Here is a 17,101-nt window from a genome sequence, read left to right on the forward strand (position 1 = left end):
CATTACTGGCGGCCCTTGCTGCAATGGCTGGGATCATCCCTCAACCTTGTGCAGTTTTTCTTCGTCAAGCATCATTGCCAGAACAATGCCGACCGAGACCGAGACGGCAGCGAATACAAAGGCCATGTTCATACCTGTGTCAAATGCGGCCGAGATAGCAGATTTGACCTTTTCGGCCTCTTCCGAACTGAGCTTTTTCATGACAGCGCGAGCGGTGTCGGTCGCAAGCGTTCCACCGTTGATCGCCTTTTGATCGGTTTCCGACATGTTGATCCCGTCCGCCGTCAACTGCTTGTTAAGGCTGGACAGGCTGATGACATACATAATTGCGGTCGCAATTGCGACGGACACAGCCCCATAAACCAGATGGGTCATAAAACTCAGCCCGCCGACCAATCCCGCGCGCTCGGGTTTGACGGCACAAACGGCTGCAGTGCCCGATGGCCCAACCGTCAGCGTCGCGCCCAGCCCGATCATCGCCATGCCGGGCAAGATCTGAAAATAACCCAGCTCGGCGGGCAGGACGACAATACTGAGCGCGCCTATAGTTGCGATCAGATACCCCCAAAACAACAGGCGCTTTGGCCCGAAATCATTGTAAAGAGTGCCAGATACAATCGAGCCAACGGCCAGCAGAAGTGTCAGCGGGGCAAGCCCTATCGCGGACTCGAAAACGGACCAACCAAGGACCTTCTGCATGTACTGAGGAAAATATAGCAGCCCGACAAATGCAGCTGATACGTTGAACATGTTCAGGCCCAGCGTGATCCGAAACTCTCGGTTTTGCATCATTTGCGGCAACAAGAGCGGCTCTTTCACGCGCTTTTCGACCTTTGGGAACAGGAAGAACAAGGCGGCGCTGACGAAGAACAGCATCAACAGTGGAACTGATGTCCAGCCCCAGTCCGCACCGATGTCCAGGCCATACAGCAGAAGCAGAACTGCAAATGAAAGAACGCCCATTCCAGCAAAATCTATGTGTTCGCCCTGTTTGTGTTGCGTTTCACGTTCCATCAGGATTAGGGCGGTGATCATCGAGATGGTGGAAAAAACCACATTGGCCAGGAAAAACAGCCGCCAATCACCAAAATTAACGGCCGCGCCGCTGATCAACGGGCCAAAGACATTGCCGGCGGTTACGCCGGCAAGGATCATCCCCATGATCATGGCGCGGTGTTCCGGGCGCGAGATTTTGGTCGCTCCAAAGGCAAGGGTGCAGGGCCAGACACAGCCTGCTCCTATCCCCTGCAATGCGCGGGCGGCGATCAGAAAGTCTAAGCTGGGTGAGACGAAGCACATGACCGATGAAAACAGGAAAATTGACAGCCCGATGATCATCATCTTGCGATGCCCGAACATGTCCCCCAACCGGCCCCCAGCGACCATGGTCATGGCAAAAAACAGGGCGTAAATGTTCAGAACCCACTGGGTGCTGGTAATGTCAGCGTCAAAACTGTTTTCGATGGCCGGGACAAGAATAAGAGCGCCGGTGAAATCGATACCGATTCCAAAACCTGTCACCATCAGGGCGATGACCTTGACGATATTGCTGCGGTCCATATGCGCACCCCGATTGTTTCGGCTGGTGTTTATGATGCACGGAATCCGCCTGAAAGATAGGGGAAGGCTCGGATACGATCCGGGGCTGGGTCAGTCTGAAGGTGCCTGAGATCTGCGGAAGGCCCGTTTCAGCATATCCAGTTCCGCGCGCAGCAAAGCGATTTCTGTCCGCAAGTCTTCTGCGGCGGGCACCCCCGCAATGATTGTGAAGTCACCGATTTTCTTTGTTGAGTCTGCATCCGCAATCACAAAGCAATGCACTCCGTCAGCAATCGCGGCGGTTGGTACCGGGACGCTCAGTTCCCATCCGCCATCTGTGGCAGAGACCTCTATGCCTTCGAGTGTCTGTCCCAGGTAACGGACTTCGACTTGCGGTTCGGTGTCTGCCTGCAGATAACCGCGCCAGATGCCGTTTTCGAACAGGGTGGGGGTTAGGGTTGGTTGTGTCATGGCCATTGCTCTCACAAGTCGGCGCGGTGGTGGCGGCAAAGGGTCAGGTCCCGCAGGATGATGCGGTTCATTGACGGGTTGGTCAGAACCAGATCCAGCCATATCTTGTCTATGCGTCGTTCGTTCAACGGCAGGTTGGCAAGATCAAAGTCTAAAACGCTCGAGTTTGCCGACAAATCCAGAGACCGCGGAACAGAATCGGTGTTTGGGCCGTGCTGAATGTTCAATCGCGCAGTCACTTCCAGCGGGCGCTCCGTTTCGATCTGTGCATCGACCCGCATCAGGTGCTGTCGCGTCAGGCCTTGCACAGCCTCAGGTGGCAAATCCAGTGACACAGAAAGAAATGACCCGGAAAATCCGAAGACTTCGATGCCAAGGCCAAAAGCGGCCAGATCCTTTTCGTCGGTGTTTCGCGTCTGCCGTACGCTGATCTCGGACAAGGCGCAGTCATGGAAGATCTTTACTTGTTGATCCAACTCAACCTTACGCGGGATCGAGGCGATGCCGGGCTGTGGCAGGGGGCCCCGCCACAAGTCAGGTCGCCAGCACCAGTCCGTACCCAAAGGTTTGGGAAACTGTTTTGATCCGATCAGGGGCAACGTCAGCCGCTCGTTTGCTTCACGTAACAAACGATCCAACTGCGTCCTCAGTTTGCGCGCCTCATCGCGCTGTTGACGCAATTGGGGGTTCGTGGCCCCGGCCGCGTCTTGCACGGCGCGTTGCCAACGCGCAATCGTTTTGCGGTGTAGATATCGCTCCAGCAGTTTGCCCATGGTCCCATCGTCTGAACTTGACCTTCTTTAGTCAAAGACAGCGGCGAGGATAAGGCCGAATTCGCAAAATCCGGTTAAAACTATCCGGCACTTGACGTGGTTGTGACTGGGCGGGTTCGCCAGTGTCTGTTAAGGCCGCCATCGCCGTTCTTGCAATCATCCGGGACTGTGCTTACCGTCCGGCACCTGATTGCTTTGGATCATCCGAAAAACAGCGTATTAACTTCTTTGGGGCAAGGCCGGGGCATGGAACCCACTTTATTTTCATTCATCTGGAAATACTCGAAAAAGCAACAGCTTGTGCTGTTGTGTCTGACGGTATTGTCATTTCCGTTTCTGTATGCCTCGCTCGAGTTGCCAAAACAGATCATCAACGACGCAATTGGTGCGCCTAGCGATAGCGTTGTGCTGCTGGGTATCACCTTCACGCAGGTCCAATATCTGCTGGTCCTCTGTTTTGCCTTCTTGGCCACTGTAATCGCCAGCGGCTTGATGAAGATGCGTATCAATACGATGAAAGGCGTTTTGGCTGAGCGTATGCTGCGCCGCCTGCGTTTTACTTTGATTCATCGCGCCATGCGATTCCCGAAATCGTATTTCGCCACGACCAGCCAGGGTGAACTTGTTTCAATGATCACCTCCGAAGCTGAACCGATGGGCGGTCTGATGGGTGATGCGATTGCTCAACCGGTGTTTCAGTTCGGTCAGATGATGACCATTGTCACCTTTCTGTTCATGCAAAGCGTTTGGTTCGGCCTGGCCAGTATTGCGCTGATTCCGTTGCAGGCATGGCTGATCCCAAAACTGCAGCGCCAGATCAACCTTTTGAACAAAGAGCGTATCCAGGAGGTTCGCCACCTCAGTTCGGAAATCGGGGAAAGCGCCGCGGGTATCAGCGATCTGCGCACCAATGGTGGCTGGCGTTATCGTTTGGCGCAGTTCAGTCACCGGTTAGGGACCTTGTTTGAGATCCGTTTCAAGATCTACAACAAGAAGTTCTTTATGAAGTTCCTCAACAATCTGATCACGCAGATGACGCCGTTCCTGTTCTATTCGGTCGGCGGTTATCTGGCGATCACCGGTGAGGTGACGGTTGGAGCGCTTGTCGCGGCTCTGGGGGCATACAAGGATCTCAGTGGCCCATGGAAAGATTTGCTGACCTACTACAATCAGGTTCAGGATATGTCTTTGCGGTGGGAAATTGTGACTGAACGGTTTGCTCCGGACAACATGATCCCCGAAGAGCTGTTTGTGGGTGAGCCTGAGACCATTCCACATCTCACAGGCGATATCGACCTGCGAAACATAACAGTACGGGATGATGACGGGAAAACCATCCTTGAAGACATCGACCTTACAATCCCCAAGGGTGCCCGTGTTGCCATTCAGTCATCAAGCGCGGCCGAGCGCAGCGCGTTGGCGCAGCTGTTGACCCGAGAACTTTTGCCGGTTCAGGGCAGCGTTACAATTGCGGGCCATGATCTGCAAAAACTGCATCAGACTGTGATAGCGGCGCGAATTGGCTATGCCTATTCCCGGCCCTATCTGTTCGACGGCACTTTGGGCGACAACCTTTTGATGCCACTGCGGACCCATCCGCAACACGAAACAGATTCGAAGAAAGCTCCAAGCCGGTGGCAGATCGAAGCGGTGCGGGCCGGTAACCCTCCGGATTCCCTATTGGATGAGTGGATTGATCCGGGTCTGGCCGGGTTGGAAGACATCGAGGATATCCGCAACTGGTGGTTCCAGCTGGTCGAGGCGATGGGCATTGACGAGTTCATGTTCCGCCGTACTTTGCGTACGCAGTTTGATCCGGAACAGCATTCTGCGCTGGCGCGCGATATCGTAAACCTGCGCGATTCAGTCGCGCAGCGGTTGGAAGAAAAAGATCTGGCACGGTATGTTTACAGGTTCGATCCGGACCACTTTAACCCGGCCGTTCCACTAGGTGGCAATTTGCTGTTTGCCGCTCCGTCGCGCGATATCTCTCCGGATATTCTGGCGGGCGATGATCGGTTCATGTGGATGCTGCGTCATCACGATCTGGATGATGACGCAATGAGCATTGCAAGCGCGGTGCTGGAAACACTGCACCAGACGTTTGGACGGGACGGGGCAGATCACCCGCTGTTCCTTCGTCTGGGTATGGCCAAGGATATGTTCCACCGCCTGCTTGATATAGAGGACCGGCGCAAAGCCAAAGGGGATACGGCGATCAGCGATGGTGAGCGGGCCTTATTGTTGACTGTTCCGTTCCTGCTGACGGCAGAACAAATCGGACCTGATTTCCCCGATGAATATAAAGACAAGATTTTGGCCATTCGAAAGGGGCAGGCGGAACAATTGCGTACTTCGATGAACGGGATGTTCATCCCGGTCACACCCGATACATATATCGAGCGCATGACTGTCATGGAAAATGCGCTGTTCGGGCGAGTCTCCCTGATGGCCGGGGCGCATAGGGATGAAATCGAAGACGTTGTCGCTGAGGCTATGAATGAAGCGGGTTTGCGCCGCCGGGCTGCGGCCATCATTTATGACCTGCCGTCGGGATTGGGCGGGAATAACCTACCGACGGTGTTTCAGGAACGCGCCGCGTTCTCGCGCGCGGGTATCAAGCGCCCCGACGTTCTGATTTTGGACAAAGCTCTGGCCAGCCATGATTCCGAGAGCCGGCTGAGAACCCGGTTGAAACTGCGAGAATTGCTGCCGGATTCCATCATGGTCTTCATGGAAGACCACTTTGCCCACCCCGAAGCCTACGATCTGTTCGTAGAAATCAAGGACGGCCGAATTGATGGCGTCTCGCGGACCCGCCCAGAAGAAGAGGCCAGCACAACGGATGACCTAAGCCGAAAGCTAAAGATCATCTCATCGACCGAGCTGTTTTCTGGTATCGACGGTCGAAATCAGCGCCTGCTGGCGTTTTCGGCGCAATGGTATGATGCTGCGGCTGGGCAGATCATCTTTTCCGAGGGACAGGCGCCAGATGCTGCTTACCTCTGTATATCGGGTGAAGCAGATCTGATCTGGAACGAAGGAAATGGAACTGCGCGCACGATATCAGTCATCGAGCCGGGGCGCCTGATCGGAGACTTGTCGATCATAACTGGTGAAATCCGACAGTTTGATCTGGTCGCGGTCCAGAATTGTTCTTTCCTGCGAATTGGGGCCGAGGAATTGCGCGCAGTTATCGAAAGTGACGCAGGCGTGGCAATGCAACTGCTGCAAACGGTTGCTGGCTACCTGACCACGATTTCCCAAAGGTTGAACGCCGCTAATGCAACATCTTTAATCTTCGAAGATGACGAACCGGCTAGAGAAACGGCAGACGATGTCTGACATCCGTCATGGCAGATACGCAGCGCATGAGAGACTGGTTGCGCCTTCGCGCGCACAGCCCGAGCTTTGGCGATTGCTGGTCGGGTTAATCATTGTTGGCGCGGTTGGCATTCTGCTGAACTTTTTTCTTTTTGGGTTGGTTGCGGGTCTCGGCTCTGTTGAATGGGCCCAAAACCTGCTGACCGGTGCATCCCCGGTTGCGCTATTGGTGCTCTTGGCCAGCTTTGGGTTCATCACGTTGGGCGTTTCCATCGCCGCAAAACGGTTGCAGCATCGATCACTAGGCTCGATCTGTGGCCCGTGGCGCGAATGCATTGGGCAATTCTGGCGTGTTTTTAGGGCGTTACTAATTGTCGGGGTCGTCGTGGCCATTCTGCCGCCATACGACATGGGCGCAACGCTGACTCAGAATATGGCGTTTTCTACTTGGCTGTTGTTTTTGCCCTTGTCTCTATTCGCGGTTCTGATTCAGACCAGCGCCGAAGAGGTGCTGTTTCGTGGATATATACAACAATGCCTCGCTGCGCGATTCCGGTCCCCCATTGTTTGGTTGGGCATTCCGTCAGTTTTGTTCGCGATAGGTCACTATGCCCCCGGCGCGGCTGGGGACAACGCGCTTTTGGTTGCTGTTTGGTCAGCGATGTTCGGGCTGATTGCGGCGGATCTGACCGCTCGGTCAGGGACGTTGGGGCCTGCTATTGCCTTGCATTTGTTTAATAATATGGTCGCGCTGCTGTTTATTTCTTTGCCGGATGGTCTGAGTGGTTTAGCACTGTATCTGCTTCCTTACGATATGTCGGATACGGGGGCGCTGCGGCAATGGCTATATGTGGATTTCGCCGTAATGATTGTCAGTTGGCTTACGGCGCGGATTGCTCTCAGGCGTTGATTGCATTTCTTTCCGTAGCGTCTTATTTGACGTCAACGCCGCACAAGCCAAGGTTCCGACATGAACTGGATCACAAACTACGTCCGCCCCCGGATCAATTCGATCTTCTCGCGCCGAGAAGTGCCTGAAAATCTTTGGCACAAGTGCGATGAATGTGGAACGATGCTGTTTCACCGTGAGTTGGCAGAAAACCAGAACGTCTGCACCCAATGCGGTCATCACATGGCGATAACCCCGCGTGAACGTTTTGGTCACCTTTTCGATGGTGGGATCTTTACCGAGGTCGAGGTACCCGCGCCCAAGGACGATCCGCTGCAATTCCGCGATCAAAAGAAGTACCCGGACCGGATGAAAGCCGCCCAAAAGAAGACGGGCGAGAAAGAGGCGATGCTGGTCGCTTTAGGCGAAATTGGCCGAACCCCAATCGTCGCGGCTGCTCAGGACTTTTCGTTCATGGGTGGGTCCATGGGCATGTATGTCGGCAACGCGATCATTGCCGCTGCGCAAGAGGCGGTAAAACTGAAGCGCCCTCTGGTCCTGTTTTCCGCCGCTGGTGGCGCCCGGATGCAGGAGGGCATTCTGAGCCTGATGCAGATGCCGCGCACGACCGTGGCGGTAGAGATGTTGAAAGAGGCAAACCTGCCCTACATCGTCGTGCTGACGCACCCGACAACGGGGGGCGTGACCGCCTCATACGCGATGTTGGGTGACGTCCATATCTCAGAACCAAATGCGCTGATCTGTTTTGCCGGTCCACGTGTGATCGAACAAACGATTAGGGAAAAGTTGCCCGAAGGGTTTCAGCGTGCTGAATACCTGCTGGATCACGGTATGCTGGACCGCGTAACCAAGCGGACCGAAATGCGTGATGAACTGATAACAATCACGCGTATGCTGATGAACCAGCCTCCGGCGGTCAAAGGCGATCTGCCTGCACCAGAGCCCGAAGATGCCAAGGCAGATACTCCGGCTGAAGACACGGAAGACAAATGACCTCTCAGACATCGGACGTCATCCTGGAAAGGATGATGGCGCTGCATCCCAAGATCATTGACCTGACCTTGGATCGCGTCTGGCGTTTGCTGGACGCGTTGGACAATCCGCAGGTCAAATTGCCGCCGGTGATCCATATTGCGGGTACGAACGGTAAGGGCTCGACCCAGGCTATGATCCGCGCGGGTCTGGAAGGGGCAGGTTTGTCGGCCCATGCCTATACATCGCCCCATCTGGCGCGGTTTCACGAACGTATTCGTCTGGCAGGTAATCTGATTTCCGAACCAGATCTGACGGCTGTTTTGGACGAATGCTACGCTGCCAATGGTGGCGAGAACATCACGTATTTTGAAATCACGACCTGCGCGGCCCTGCTAGCTTTTGCGCGGTCCAAGGCAGACTACACGTTGCTTGAGGTCGGGCTGGGTGGCCGGTTGGACGCGACCAATGTCATTCATGACCCCGCGATAACGGTTATCACGCCGGTTTCAATCGACCATGAGCAGTTTCTGGGCGATACCTTGGGCAAAATCGCGGCGGAAAAGGCCGGCATCATCAAACCTGGTGTTCCCTGCATCGTTGGCCCGCAACAGGACGAGGCGCTGGAGGTCATTGAATACACTGCCGCGCGTCTGGGTGCACCTTTGTTGGTTCATGGCCAACACTGGCACGTCACCGAAGAAAACGGGCGGCTTGTTTATCAGGACGAAACCGGCCTACGTGATCTGCCGCTTCCAAATCTGTTGGGTGCACACCAGATCCAAAACGCCGGGGCCGCACTTGCGGTCTTGCGTCATCTGGATCTTGGTGACGACGCCTACGAGGCAGCGGTGACCAGAGCTGAATGGCCCGCCCGGATGCAACGATTGAAATCCGGCCCGTTGGTCGAGCAGGCCCCCGAGGCAGAGCTTTGGCTTGATGGTGGTCACAATGCGGCAGCCGGGCTGGCCTTGGCCGATCTTTTGGCGAAACTGCCTGAGCGTCCAACCCATATGATCTGCGGGATGCTGAACACTAAGGACGTCACCGGTTATCTGGCTCCGCTCTCGGCACAGGCGCAAAGCCTGACGGCAGTTTCAATCCCGGGTGAGGCAAATACGCTTAGCGCCGAAGACACCGCTGAAGCCGCCGCTCAGGTCGGGCTCGCATCATCCACGGCTCCCACTGTGGCCGAGGCACTGTTGACCATCTCCGAAAAAGACCCTCAGGCGCGGGTGCTGATCTGTGGATCACTCTATCTGGCTGGTAATATTTTGCGCGAAAACGGCTGACAAAAGAGCATACGCTCAGCTTCACCTGGCCAAAATATTCCGAGGGATTCGCACAAAGTGCGAAGGGGGCAGAGCCATCTACTGCCCCCAGCGTTGATCCTGCATCTCTCGAAGGCGCGATGCAGTACGTTCAAACTCGAACGTGCCTTCGCCTTCTACGTAGAGCATCTCGGGTTCGGCCGCAGCTGAGCATATCAAGCGAACCTTTCCCTCATATAGCGCGTCGATCAGTGTGACGAACCGCTTGGCTTCGTTGAAGTTGTTGCGAGACAGGCGCGGGATATCTTCGAGCACCAGCACTTTGACTTCTTCCGCGATGGAAAGATAATCTGCCGGGCCCAGCATCCGACCGCAGAGGTCGTAAAAACTGGCACGGGCAACGCCATTGCGAAAGGCGGGCAGTTCTACCGCGCGACCATTGACCTGTAGGATCAGCGGGTCTGCCGGGCCGCCTGTCAAATCATTCCAAACGCTGCGAATACTCTCACGTGCTTCGGGACCAATTGGGGTAAAATAGACAGGCGCACCTTCCAGCCGGTTTTGACGGTAATCTGTAGGTGAGATCAGCTCCCAAACTTCAAGCTGTTCCTTGATATGTGCGATGAACGGCAGAAAAAGCTGACGGTTTAACCCGTCTTTGTACAGCTCATCAGGGTGTCGGTTCGATGTCGTCACAACCACGACGCCGCCTTCATGCAGCAAATCAAACAATCGGCCAACAATCATGGCATCCGTGATATCTGTGATCTGCATTTCGTCAAACGCCAGCACGCGCACCGACTTGACCACCGAGGCGGCGACAGGGGCCAGTGCGTCCTCGACGCCGTCCTTGCGGGCCTTGTGCATGCCGGCGTGGATTTCTTGCATAAAGGCGTGAAAATGCACGCGACGGGCTGGGATGTCTGACAAAGAGTCGACGAACATGTCCATCAGCATTGATTTCCCGCGTCCGACGCCTCCCCACAGGTACAGACCTTTGGGCGGCGGCGGAGCTTTTCGAAAAAATCCGCGTTTTACAGGTTCCGCCAAAGCGGCCCGGATGCGTTCAAAATTGGGAAGAACAGCCTCTTGCGCATCGTCTCTGGTCAGGATGCCTTCGGCCACCTGCGTGTCATAAAGCGAAATCAAACCGGTCATGTTTCGAGGCATAGCGCCCGGCTTGCCTGTTGAAAAGCTGCCTTTTTACAGACGTATCAATTTTGCTTATCCGACACAGAAAAACTCCTGAATTGACGCGTACGCCAAACGCGTTAACGTCCTCCTTCTGAATGCCCGAGGACCCAATGCCCCAAGACACGCGCTTGCTGAACCCGATCCTGATCGTCGGGTGTATCATCATCACCGTCAGCTTTGCTGTGCGCGCGTCGTTCGGCGTGTTTCAGATACCCATTGCGGATGAATTTGGTTGGTTGCGTACGGATTTTTCGATGGCAATCGCAATTCAAAATCTGGCCTGGGGCATCGGACAGCCGATTTTCGGAGCCATCTCGGAAAAAGTCGGTGACAGGCGTGCGATTATCCTTGGTGCGCTGACGTATGCGGCGGGCATGGTTCTGTCGGCTTGGTCGGTCACTCCGTTCGAACATCAAATGTACGCCTGGCTTGTGGGCTTCGGTATCGCCGGCACCGGGTTTGGCGTGGTGCTTGCCGTGGTTGGGCGGGCCTCGTCGGACGAAAATCGCTCGATGTCGCTTGCGATTGTCACCGCTGCGGGCAGTTTTGGCCAGGTCTTGGGGGCACCCACAGCCGAATGGATGCTGAGCTTTATGCTCTGGCAGCAAGTATTCATCGTCTTTGCAATCGCGATCTTGGCGCTGGTACTGACGCTACCGTTCATGCGCGCCCCGCAGGCCGCTAGCAAGGCAGAGATTGAAGAGAGCATGGGTCAGATTTTGACCAAAGCGTTCCGAGACCCGTCCTACACGTTGATTTTTTTAGGCTTTTTCAGCTGCGGTTATCAACTTGGCTTCATCACCGCACACTTTCCCGCTTTTGTGACCGAGATGTGCGGACCCATTCAACCCGGCGGCGTTCTGCATTCGATCGGCATCACAACTACATCAGCACTAGGGGCTGTTTCAATTTCACTAATTGGTCTGGCCAATATTGCAGGCACTCTGTTGGCGGGTTGGGCCGGGAATCACTTTCCCAAAAAATTCCTTCTGGCAGGAGTCTACACTGCGCGAACACTCGCCGCGGCGGCCTTCATTGTGTTCCCAATCACACCGCTGTCGGTCATCGTGTTTTCACTTGTCATGGGTTCGCTTTGGCTTGCCACCGTTCCGCTTACTTCGGGGTTGGTCGCGCATCTCTATGGACTGCGCTACATGGGCACGCTGTATGGGATCATCTTTTTCAGCCATCAGGTCGGCAGTTTCCTGGGCGTCTGGTTGGGCGGCCGGATGTACGACCAGTACGGCGACTACACCATGGTCTGGTGGATCGGCGTTGCGATTGGGGCGTTCAGCGCCATCGTCCACCTGCCCATTCGCGAAAACCGATCATTGGCCACCGCCTGACCTATCGCGCCTCTTCGACCGTCAGCAAGCCTTCTTGCACAAGCCGGTCCGCCCAGCCTTCTGGTCCGGTAAAGTGATGTGTTTGCCATCCCCGGGCGCGCGCCGTTGCGATATTGTCGATCCGGTCATCGGTGAACAACAGCCCTTCGGGCGGCAGGCCACAGTCGTCTTCAACCATTTCATAGATCGGAACGTGCGGTTTGACGGTCTGCATCCGCCCCGACACGTATTGTTTGTCGAATTCGTTGAGGAACGGGTAAACGGTCGTCGCATAGTCGAAATTTTGCACCCCGAAATTGGTCAATGCGAAAACCGGCACGCCTTTGGCCCGCAAGGCCCGCTGCAGGCGAACTGAATGGGGGATTTCGGGCGTGGCAAGTTCGATCCACTTGTCGTGCCACATGCGAATTTCATCTCGCCATTCGGGGTACTTCTCGGCCCAATCATAGATCGTATCAGTGAAGTGGTGACCCTGATCCACGAGGTCATTCATTCCGTGCAGATCGACCTCAGAGAACATGGCGCGACGGCGCTCTTCTCCGATGACCCGGTCATAATAGCGTTCGGGTTGCCATTCGATCAGAACGTTCCCGATGTCAAAAACAACAGCTTTCACCGACATATTCGTACCTTCTTGCGCAGCCCATGGTTGGTGTAACTGAACCAAGCGGGAGCATCAGCTCCGCTGTGCAGCCCTCAATTCCCGTTCCAAAGCGTCCAAAAACCGGGATCGGTCCGCTTTGCCAAAGGGTTTTCCCCCGCCTCCTGAACCCAATGGGTTAGAGGCACGCAGATCGGCCATCAAATCACGCATGGCCAGTTGCTGGCCTATATTGGCCGCAGTAAAGGCCTCGCCGTTGGGTCGCAGAACCCGCGCACCTGCTTCGACACACTTTGCGGCCAGCGGGATATCTGATGTCACCACAACGTCACTAGGCCCACAGCGTTCGGCGATCCACTTGTCAGCCTCATCTGCGCCCGCTGACACGATAATCACCTTCACCAAAGGGTTCGCCGATGGCCGCAGTCCGCCGTTTGACACCAGTGCCATCGGTACTTTGTGCCGTGTTGCAACTCGTTCAGCCTCGGCCTTCACGGGGCAGGCATCCCCATCGATATAGAGGGTCGTCACGCCTTCTTGGCCTCTTTCTTGGTCGGTTCCGCTGGTTTCTTGCGCACTTTGAATTCTTCCGGAATGGGCATCCGGTTGAATGCATCCAGGCCGGCGATCTTGTAAGCCTCGGCCAAGGTCGGATAATTGAACGTGTTTTGCACGAAGTAATCCACCGTGCCCTTCAGGTTCAACACCGCCTGTGCGATGTGGATCAACTCTGTCGCGCCTTCACCCACGATCTGCACGCCCAGCACCCGGCGGGTTTTCAGTGAGAACAGCATCTTCAGCATACCGTGCTCCAACCCCATGATATGCCCGCGCGAGGTTTCGCGGAACCGCGCCACGCCCACTTCATAAGGGATGCCGCGCTCTTGCAGCTCTTCCTCGGACATGCCGCAGGTTGAGATTTCGGGCACCGAGTAGATGCCGTACGGGTACCACGGGCTTTCCGGCAGGGTCGGCGTTTCAAGCGCATGACAAGCAGCCACACGGCCTTGTTGTAAGGAGGTCGAGGCCAGCGAGGGATGACCAATCACGTCACCCGTTGCGTAAATGTGCGGTATTGATGTTTGATACGTCTTTCGATCCACGTTGATCCGGTTGCGATGATCGGTCTCCAGACCGACAGCCTCCAGGTTTAATGCCGAGGTAGCACCCATGCGTCCAGCGGCGAACAGCAGCATCTCGGCACGCACGTGACGGCCATTTTCAAGGGTAACTTCGACATGCGCCCCGGCATCGTCGATTTTTTCAACCGCTGAGCCCAGTCGCAAGTCCACACCGTTTTCGCGGATCTGATGGGTGAAATCATGGATCAAACGGCTGTCGATGAAATCCAGGAAGGTTTCGCGCGGTTCAATCAGCGTAACCCGAACATCCAAGGCTGAGAACATCGTGGCGTATTCCACGCCAATCACCCCGGCGCCTATCACGACCAACGAGCGGGGAATTTCTGCCATCTCCAGAAAGTCGTCACCGTCCACCACGGTTTTGCCGTTGAATGGGACATAGTCCGGACGGTAGGTCTTGGTCCCTGTCGCAATCAGGAACTTTGCCGCCGTCAGTCTTGTAGTGTCACCGGCATCTGTGGCAACTTCAATCTCATGTGGACCGACGAATTTGGCCAACCCGTTCAATGTTTCCACGTGGTTTCGGTTGAACTGGTGCTCCAGAACGTCAACTTCATGATCCAGCGTCATATGCAGACGCGCCTTGAGGTCTTCGGCCCGGATCTGATCCTTGACCCGATAGGAACGTCCGTAAAAGCTGCGCTCGCGCCAGCCGGACAGGTTCAACACCGTTTCACGCAGCGTCTTTGATGGGATCGTGCCGGTGTGGACGGATACGCCGCCGAACCGGTCCTTGCGGTCAATCACCAATACGCGCCGTTGCAACTTGCCCGCTTGAATCGCGGCCGATCGACCCGAAGGGCCGGACCCAATGATGATCAGGTCATAGTCGTATTTGCTCATGCCTCAGTCTCCGTACAGCGCCTCGGCGTGGAATGTGATGTGGTCTTCCATGAAGGTCGACACGAAAAAATACGAATGGTCATAGCCTGGCTGCAGACGGAAGATTGCCTGCTGTCGCCGTTCCGCTATCGCCTGCGCCAAGGTTTCGGGGCGCAGCAGATCGATGAATTGGTCATTGGCGCCAGTGTCAACCAGGATAGGGCCGTCAAAGCCTTTTTCTTTCATCAGGACCGATGCGTCATGCTTGGCCCATGTTGCCTGATCATCGCCCAGGTAGGCGCTCATTTGTTTGCGACCCCAATCCGCACCCGTCGGGTTCGAGATCGGTGCGAAAGCGGACACAGACCGGAAACGCCCCGGCAGGTTCATGGCCAAAGTCAGCGCGCCATGGCCGCCCATGGAATGTCCGGTGATGGCCTGACGATCCCCATCGATTGCAAAATTGTCGATCAAAAATGCAGGCAATTCCTCGGCAACGTAGTCCCACATGTTGAAATGCGGTGCCCAGGGTTGCTGCGTGGCGTTCAGATAGAACCCGGCACCCTGGCCCAGATCATAATCCTCGTGATCGGCGACGCCTTCACCGCGCGGCGAGGTGTCCGGGAACACCACCGCGATGCCTTGCTCGGCTGCCCAAGCCTGAGCACCCGCCTTTGTCATGGCGTTTTCATGGGTGCAGGTCAGGCCGGACAGATACCACAGAACCGGAACCGCGCCGTCCTTTGCCTCTGCTGGCAGGAACAGACCAAAGGTCATGTCGCACTGGCAGGCAGTCGAGGCGTGGCGGTAGACGCCCTGAACGCCTCCGAAACATGCGTTTTCCGAAAGGGTTTCCATTTGGTCTCGTCCTTACGTTAGGTTTGCGACATGGCTATCCTTACACGCTCGATACGTAAAGGCTGAGCGGCTTTGGCGCGCGATTTTTCAAAAGGTAGGGATCAGGGTGTTCCAACCCAGGCGATGACCAATGGCACCGTCAGAATGCTGGCTGCTGTGGACAGTAGTATCGCAGCAGACGCGCGGTGCGGGGCCACGCCGTAATGCGCGGCCAACATATAAACGTTGCCTGCCACTGGCAGGGCTGCCGCAGCGATGGCGACAGAAGCAGGAAAAGCCGCCACAGGCAAAATCCACAGCAACACAACCGCAACGCAGACCGGGTGTATCACCAGTTTGCAAAAGCTCAGCCAACCCGCGATCTGAACACGTTCAGCGGATTTGCTGGCCAGTGAGGCCCCGATGGCGAACAATGCACCCGGTGTGGCCGCCCCGCCCAGAATTGTAAGGAAGTCATTCAAGGGGGCAGGGACGGGGATCTGCATCGCGGACCACAGTAGCCCCGCCGAAATCGAAGCGATCATCGGGTTCTTGAGTAGTCCGATCCCGATCAGGCGGAAAGTCGCAGGCGTCAATCGGCCGTCACGCCCGCCGTTGATCAGGATGACGATCAGGGACGAAAACACTACCAGATCAACGGTCAGGACCAACATAACCGGACCAATCGCCGCTTCGGTAAACAGCAGCGCCAGCATGGGAAGACCCAGAAAACCGACGTTGCCAATGGCCGCACATTGCGCCTCGACCGCAGCAGTCGGGACGTCGAGTCGTCGTATCCACGCGACAACCGTTGCCAGGGCGTACACAGCGGCAGTGCCCATCAAGTACCCAAGGACCAATCTTGCATTGAATATTTCGGCAAAAGGCAGAGTGGCCGCAAAGCGGAACAGCATGGCCGACAGCGCAAAATAGAAAACGAATTTCGTTAGGTAGGCGGTGGCTTCTTCCGAGAAAAACCGACTGCGCCCGGCCCAGTATCCCAGGCCGATGATTGCGAAAAAAGGCAGTGTGCGCAGGAAGATATCAACCATGCGCAAATTGGTAGCACGGAATACGCAAGCCGCAAGCCATGTCGGGTCGTTTGTGGGCGTCAAGCCCCATCGTTGCCAAGAAACTTAACGGATCAATTGCAAACCTGACGTCACCCATGTTGCCAGATGCCTGCTAATTGTGCGATTTGTTGTATCTGAACTGAACGGTTTATACATTTGTCACCCAAACGACCGAAGGAGAGCACATGACCGAAGCAGCCGTCATTCTGCGTACAGGCCGAAAATTTGATCAGGTCCTGCGCGGAGCCCGAGAGGTTTTCATGGCGGATGGTTTCGAAGGTGCAAGCGTCGACGACATCGCGCGCGCTGCGGGGGTGTCGAAGGCGACGCTTTACAGTTATTTCCCAGACAAGCGTCTTTTGTTCATGGAAGTGGCGCAGGTCGAATGCAAGCGGATGGCAGAGAACGTCGTCGCAATGGTCGACGATTGCAAACCAGCGCGCGAGGTACTGACAATCGCCGCAACCGAACTGACGGCTTTTCTGGTATCGGATTTTTCGCAACAGATGTTCCGCATCTGTGTAGCCGAGCGCGACCGGTTCCCGGAACTGGGTCAGACTTTTTATGAAGCCGGGCCGCAAAACGGCCAACGCCAGATGGTCGCGTATCTGGAAAAAGCGGTCAAAAAGGGTGAACTGGCTATCGACGATCTGCAATTGGCCGCTGAACAACTGAGCGAGCTTTGCAAGGTTCGGATTTGGACGCGCGCTGCCATTGGTGTTCAAAAGAGCTTTTCCAAAGAAGAAACAGACGCAATTGCCCTGCAAGCCGTTGATATGTTCATGGCCAGGTACGGCGTCTGAACCGCCAATTGCGCTAACGATCA

The 17,101-nt window shown here is 55.8% G+C and carries 15 protein-coding genes; 6 read left to right on the top strand and 9 right to left on the bottom strand.

Features of this window, described 5'->3' with window-relative positions; genetic code table 11:
* Window positions 1-33: 33 nt before the first annotated feature.
* From ACR0AK_RS15005 to ACR0AK_RS15015, 3 genes are all read right to left on the bottom strand, one after another.
* Window positions 34-1,560 carry an MFS transporter gene (locus tag ACR0AK_RS15005; RefSeq protein WP_480793901.1) on the bottom strand — a complete coding sequence of 509 codons (1,527 nt, stop codon included), beginning with the start codon at window positions 1,558-1,560 and terminating at the stop codon, window positions 34-36.
* Between the two features lie 90 nt (window positions 1,561-1,650).
* Window positions 1,651-2,010 (bottom strand): hypothetical protein, encoded by a 360-nt coding sequence (locus ACR0AK_RS15010; RefSeq protein ID WP_480793902.1) that lies wholly within the window; start codon window positions 2,008-2,010, stop codon window positions 1,651-1,653.
* Window positions 2,011-2,021: 11 nt separating this feature from the next.
* On the bottom strand, window positions 2,022-2,783 hold the full coding sequence (locus tag ACR0AK_RS15015) for a DUF6478 family protein (RefSeq protein WP_480793903.1): 762 nt from the start codon (window positions 2,781-2,783) through the stop codon (window positions 2,022-2,024).
* 246 nt (window positions 2,784-3,029) lie between these two features.
* Between ACR0AK_RS15015 and ACR0AK_RS15020 the strand changes: the two genes are divergently transcribed.
* The 4 genes from ACR0AK_RS15020 to ACR0AK_RS15035 are packed head-to-tail and all read left to right on the top strand — an operon-like array spanning window position 3,030 to window position 9,281.
* The gene (locus ACR0AK_RS15020; RefSeq protein WP_480793904.1) at window positions 3,030-6,128 is read left to right on the top strand and encodes an ABC transporter transmembrane domain-containing protein; all 3,099 of its coding nucleotides are present in this window, start codon (window positions 3,030-3,032) and stop codon (window positions 6,126-6,128) included.
* Window positions 6,121-7,017, top strand: a complete 897-nt coding sequence (locus ACR0AK_RS15025) for a CPBP family intramembrane glutamic endopeptidase (protein ID WP_480793905.1) — start codon at window positions 6,121-6,123, stop codon at window positions 7,015-7,017. Before ACR0AK_RS15020 ends, ACR0AK_RS15025 begins: the two co-directional genes overlap by 8 nt.
* Window positions 7,018-7,077: 60 nt before the next feature.
* Window positions 7,078-8,010: an acetyl-CoA carboxylase, carboxyltransferase subunit beta gene (gene accD, locus ACR0AK_RS15030; RefSeq protein ID WP_170559600.1), complete on the top strand. Its 933-nt coding sequence runs from the start codon at window positions 7,078-7,080 to the stop codon at window positions 8,008-8,010.
* The gene (locus tag ACR0AK_RS15035) at window positions 8,007-9,281 is read left to right on the top strand and encodes a bifunctional folylpolyglutamate synthase/dihydrofolate synthase (protein ID WP_480793906.1); all 1,275 of its coding nucleotides are present in this window, start codon (window positions 8,007-8,009) and stop codon (window positions 9,279-9,281) included. The genes accD and ACR0AK_RS15035 overlap by 4 nt, the downstream gene beginning before the upstream one ends.
* A 78-nt stretch (window positions 9,282-9,359) precedes the next feature.
* Here ACR0AK_RS15035 and zapE read toward each other — a convergent pair whose 3' ends face one another.
* Window positions 9,360-10,418 carry a cell division protein ZapE gene (zapE, locus tag ACR0AK_RS15040; RefSeq protein ID WP_480793907.1) on the bottom strand — a complete coding sequence of 353 codons (1,059 nt, stop codon included), beginning with the start codon at window positions 10,416-10,418 and terminating at the stop codon, window positions 9,360-9,362.
* Between the two features lie 146 nt (window positions 10,419-10,564).
* Between zapE and ACR0AK_RS15045 the strand changes: the two genes are divergently transcribed.
* A complete protein-coding gene (locus tag ACR0AK_RS15045; RefSeq protein WP_480793908.1) occupies window positions 10,565-11,800 on the top strand; it encodes an MFS transporter in 1,236 nt (411 codons plus the stop codon).
* Between the two features lies 1 nt (window position 11,801).
* Here ACR0AK_RS15045 and ACR0AK_RS15050 read toward each other — a convergent pair whose 3' ends face one another.
* The 5 genes from ACR0AK_RS15050 to ACR0AK_RS15070 form a co-directional block, all read right to left on the bottom strand.
* The gene (locus tag ACR0AK_RS15050) at window positions 11,802-12,422 is read right to left on the bottom strand and encodes an HAD family hydrolase (RefSeq protein ID WP_480793909.1); all 621 of its coding nucleotides are present in this window, start codon (window positions 12,420-12,422) and stop codon (window positions 11,802-11,804) included.
* A gap of 54 nt (window positions 12,423-12,476) precedes the next feature.
* Window positions 12,477-12,932 (bottom strand): YaiI/YqxD family protein, encoded by a 456-nt coding sequence (locus ACR0AK_RS15055; protein WP_170559610.1) that lies wholly within the window; start codon window positions 12,930-12,932, stop codon window positions 12,477-12,479.
* Complete coding sequence (gene sthA, locus ACR0AK_RS15060; protein WP_480793910.1) at window positions 12,929-14,386, bottom strand: Si-specific NAD(P)(+) transhydrogenase; 1,458 nt, start codon at window positions 14,384-14,386, stop codon at window positions 12,929-12,931. Before sthA ends, ACR0AK_RS15055 begins: the two co-directional genes overlap by 4 nt.
* A 3-nt stretch (window positions 14,387-14,389) precedes the next feature.
* Window positions 14,390-15,223 carry an S-formylglutathione hydrolase gene (fghA, locus tag ACR0AK_RS15065; RefSeq protein ID WP_480793911.1) on the bottom strand — a complete coding sequence of 278 codons (834 nt, stop codon included), beginning with the start codon at window positions 15,221-15,223 and terminating at the stop codon, window positions 14,390-14,392.
* A gap of 101 nt (window positions 15,224-15,324) precedes the next feature.
* Window positions 15,325-16,254, bottom strand: coding sequence for an AEC family transporter (locus tag ACR0AK_RS15070; protein WP_480793912.1), 930 nt, complete (start codon window positions 16,252-16,254; stop codon window positions 15,325-15,327).
* Between the two features lie 206 nt (window positions 16,255-16,460).
* Between ACR0AK_RS15070 and ACR0AK_RS15075 the strand changes: the two genes are divergently transcribed.
* Window positions 16,461-17,078: a TetR/AcrR family transcriptional regulator gene (locus ACR0AK_RS15075; protein ID WP_170559618.1), complete on the top strand. Its 618-nt coding sequence runs from the start codon at window positions 16,461-16,463 to the stop codon at window positions 17,076-17,078.
* The last annotated feature ends 23 nt before the right edge of the window (window positions 17,079-17,101 follow it).

It is taken from the genome of Ruegeria sp. BI12, from assembly GCF_056537985.1.

Coding starts and splice junctions, on each gene's coding strand:
- ACR0AK_RS15005 (WP_480793901.1), bottom strand. CDS start 1,560: ATGGACCGCAGCAATATCGTCAAGGTCATCGCCCTGATGGTGACAGGT.
- ACR0AK_RS15010 (WP_480793902.1), bottom strand. CDS start 2,010: ATGACACAACCAACCCTAACCCCCACCCTGTTCGAAAACGGCATCTGG.
- ACR0AK_RS15015 (WP_480793903.1), bottom strand. CDS start 2,783: ATGGGCAAACTGCTGGAGCGATATCTACACCGCAAAACGATTGCGCGT.
- ACR0AK_RS15020 (WP_480793904.1), top strand. CDS start 3,030: ATGGAACCCACTTTATTTTCATTCATCTGGAAATACTCGAAAAAGCAA.
- ACR0AK_RS15025 (WP_480793905.1), top strand. CDS start 6,121: ATGTCTGACATCCGTCATGGCAGATACGCAGCGCATGAGAGACTGGTT.
- accD (WP_170559600.1), top strand. CDS start 7,078: ATGAACTGGATCACAAACTACGTCCGCCCCCGGATCAATTCGATCTTC.
- ACR0AK_RS15035 (WP_480793906.1), top strand. CDS start 8,007: ATGACCTCTCAGACATCGGACGTCATCCTGGAAAGGATGATGGCGCTG.
- zapE (WP_480793907.1), bottom strand. CDS start 10,418: ATGACCGGTTTGATTTCGCTTTATGACACGCAGGTGGCCGAAGGCATC.
- ACR0AK_RS15045 (WP_480793908.1), top strand. CDS start 10,565: ATGCCCCAAGACACGCGCTTGCTGAACCCGATCCTGATCGTCGGGTGT.
- ACR0AK_RS15050 (WP_480793909.1), bottom strand. CDS start 12,422: ATGTCGGTGAAAGCTGTTGTTTTTGACATCGGGAACGTTCTGATCGAA.
- sthA (WP_480793910.1), bottom strand. CDS start 14,386: ATGAGCAAATACGACTATGACCTGATCATCATTGGGTCCGGCCCTTCG.
- fghA (WP_480793911.1), bottom strand. CDS start 15,223: ATGGAAACCCTTTCGGAAAACGCATGTTTCGGAGGCGTTCAGGGCGTC.
- ACR0AK_RS15070 (WP_480793912.1), bottom strand. CDS start 16,254: ATGGTTGATATCTTCCTGCGCACACTGCCTTTTTTCGCAATCATCGGC.
- ACR0AK_RS15075 (WP_170559618.1), top strand. CDS start 16,461: ATGACCGAAGCAGCCGTCATTCTGCGTACAGGCCGAAAATTTGATCAG.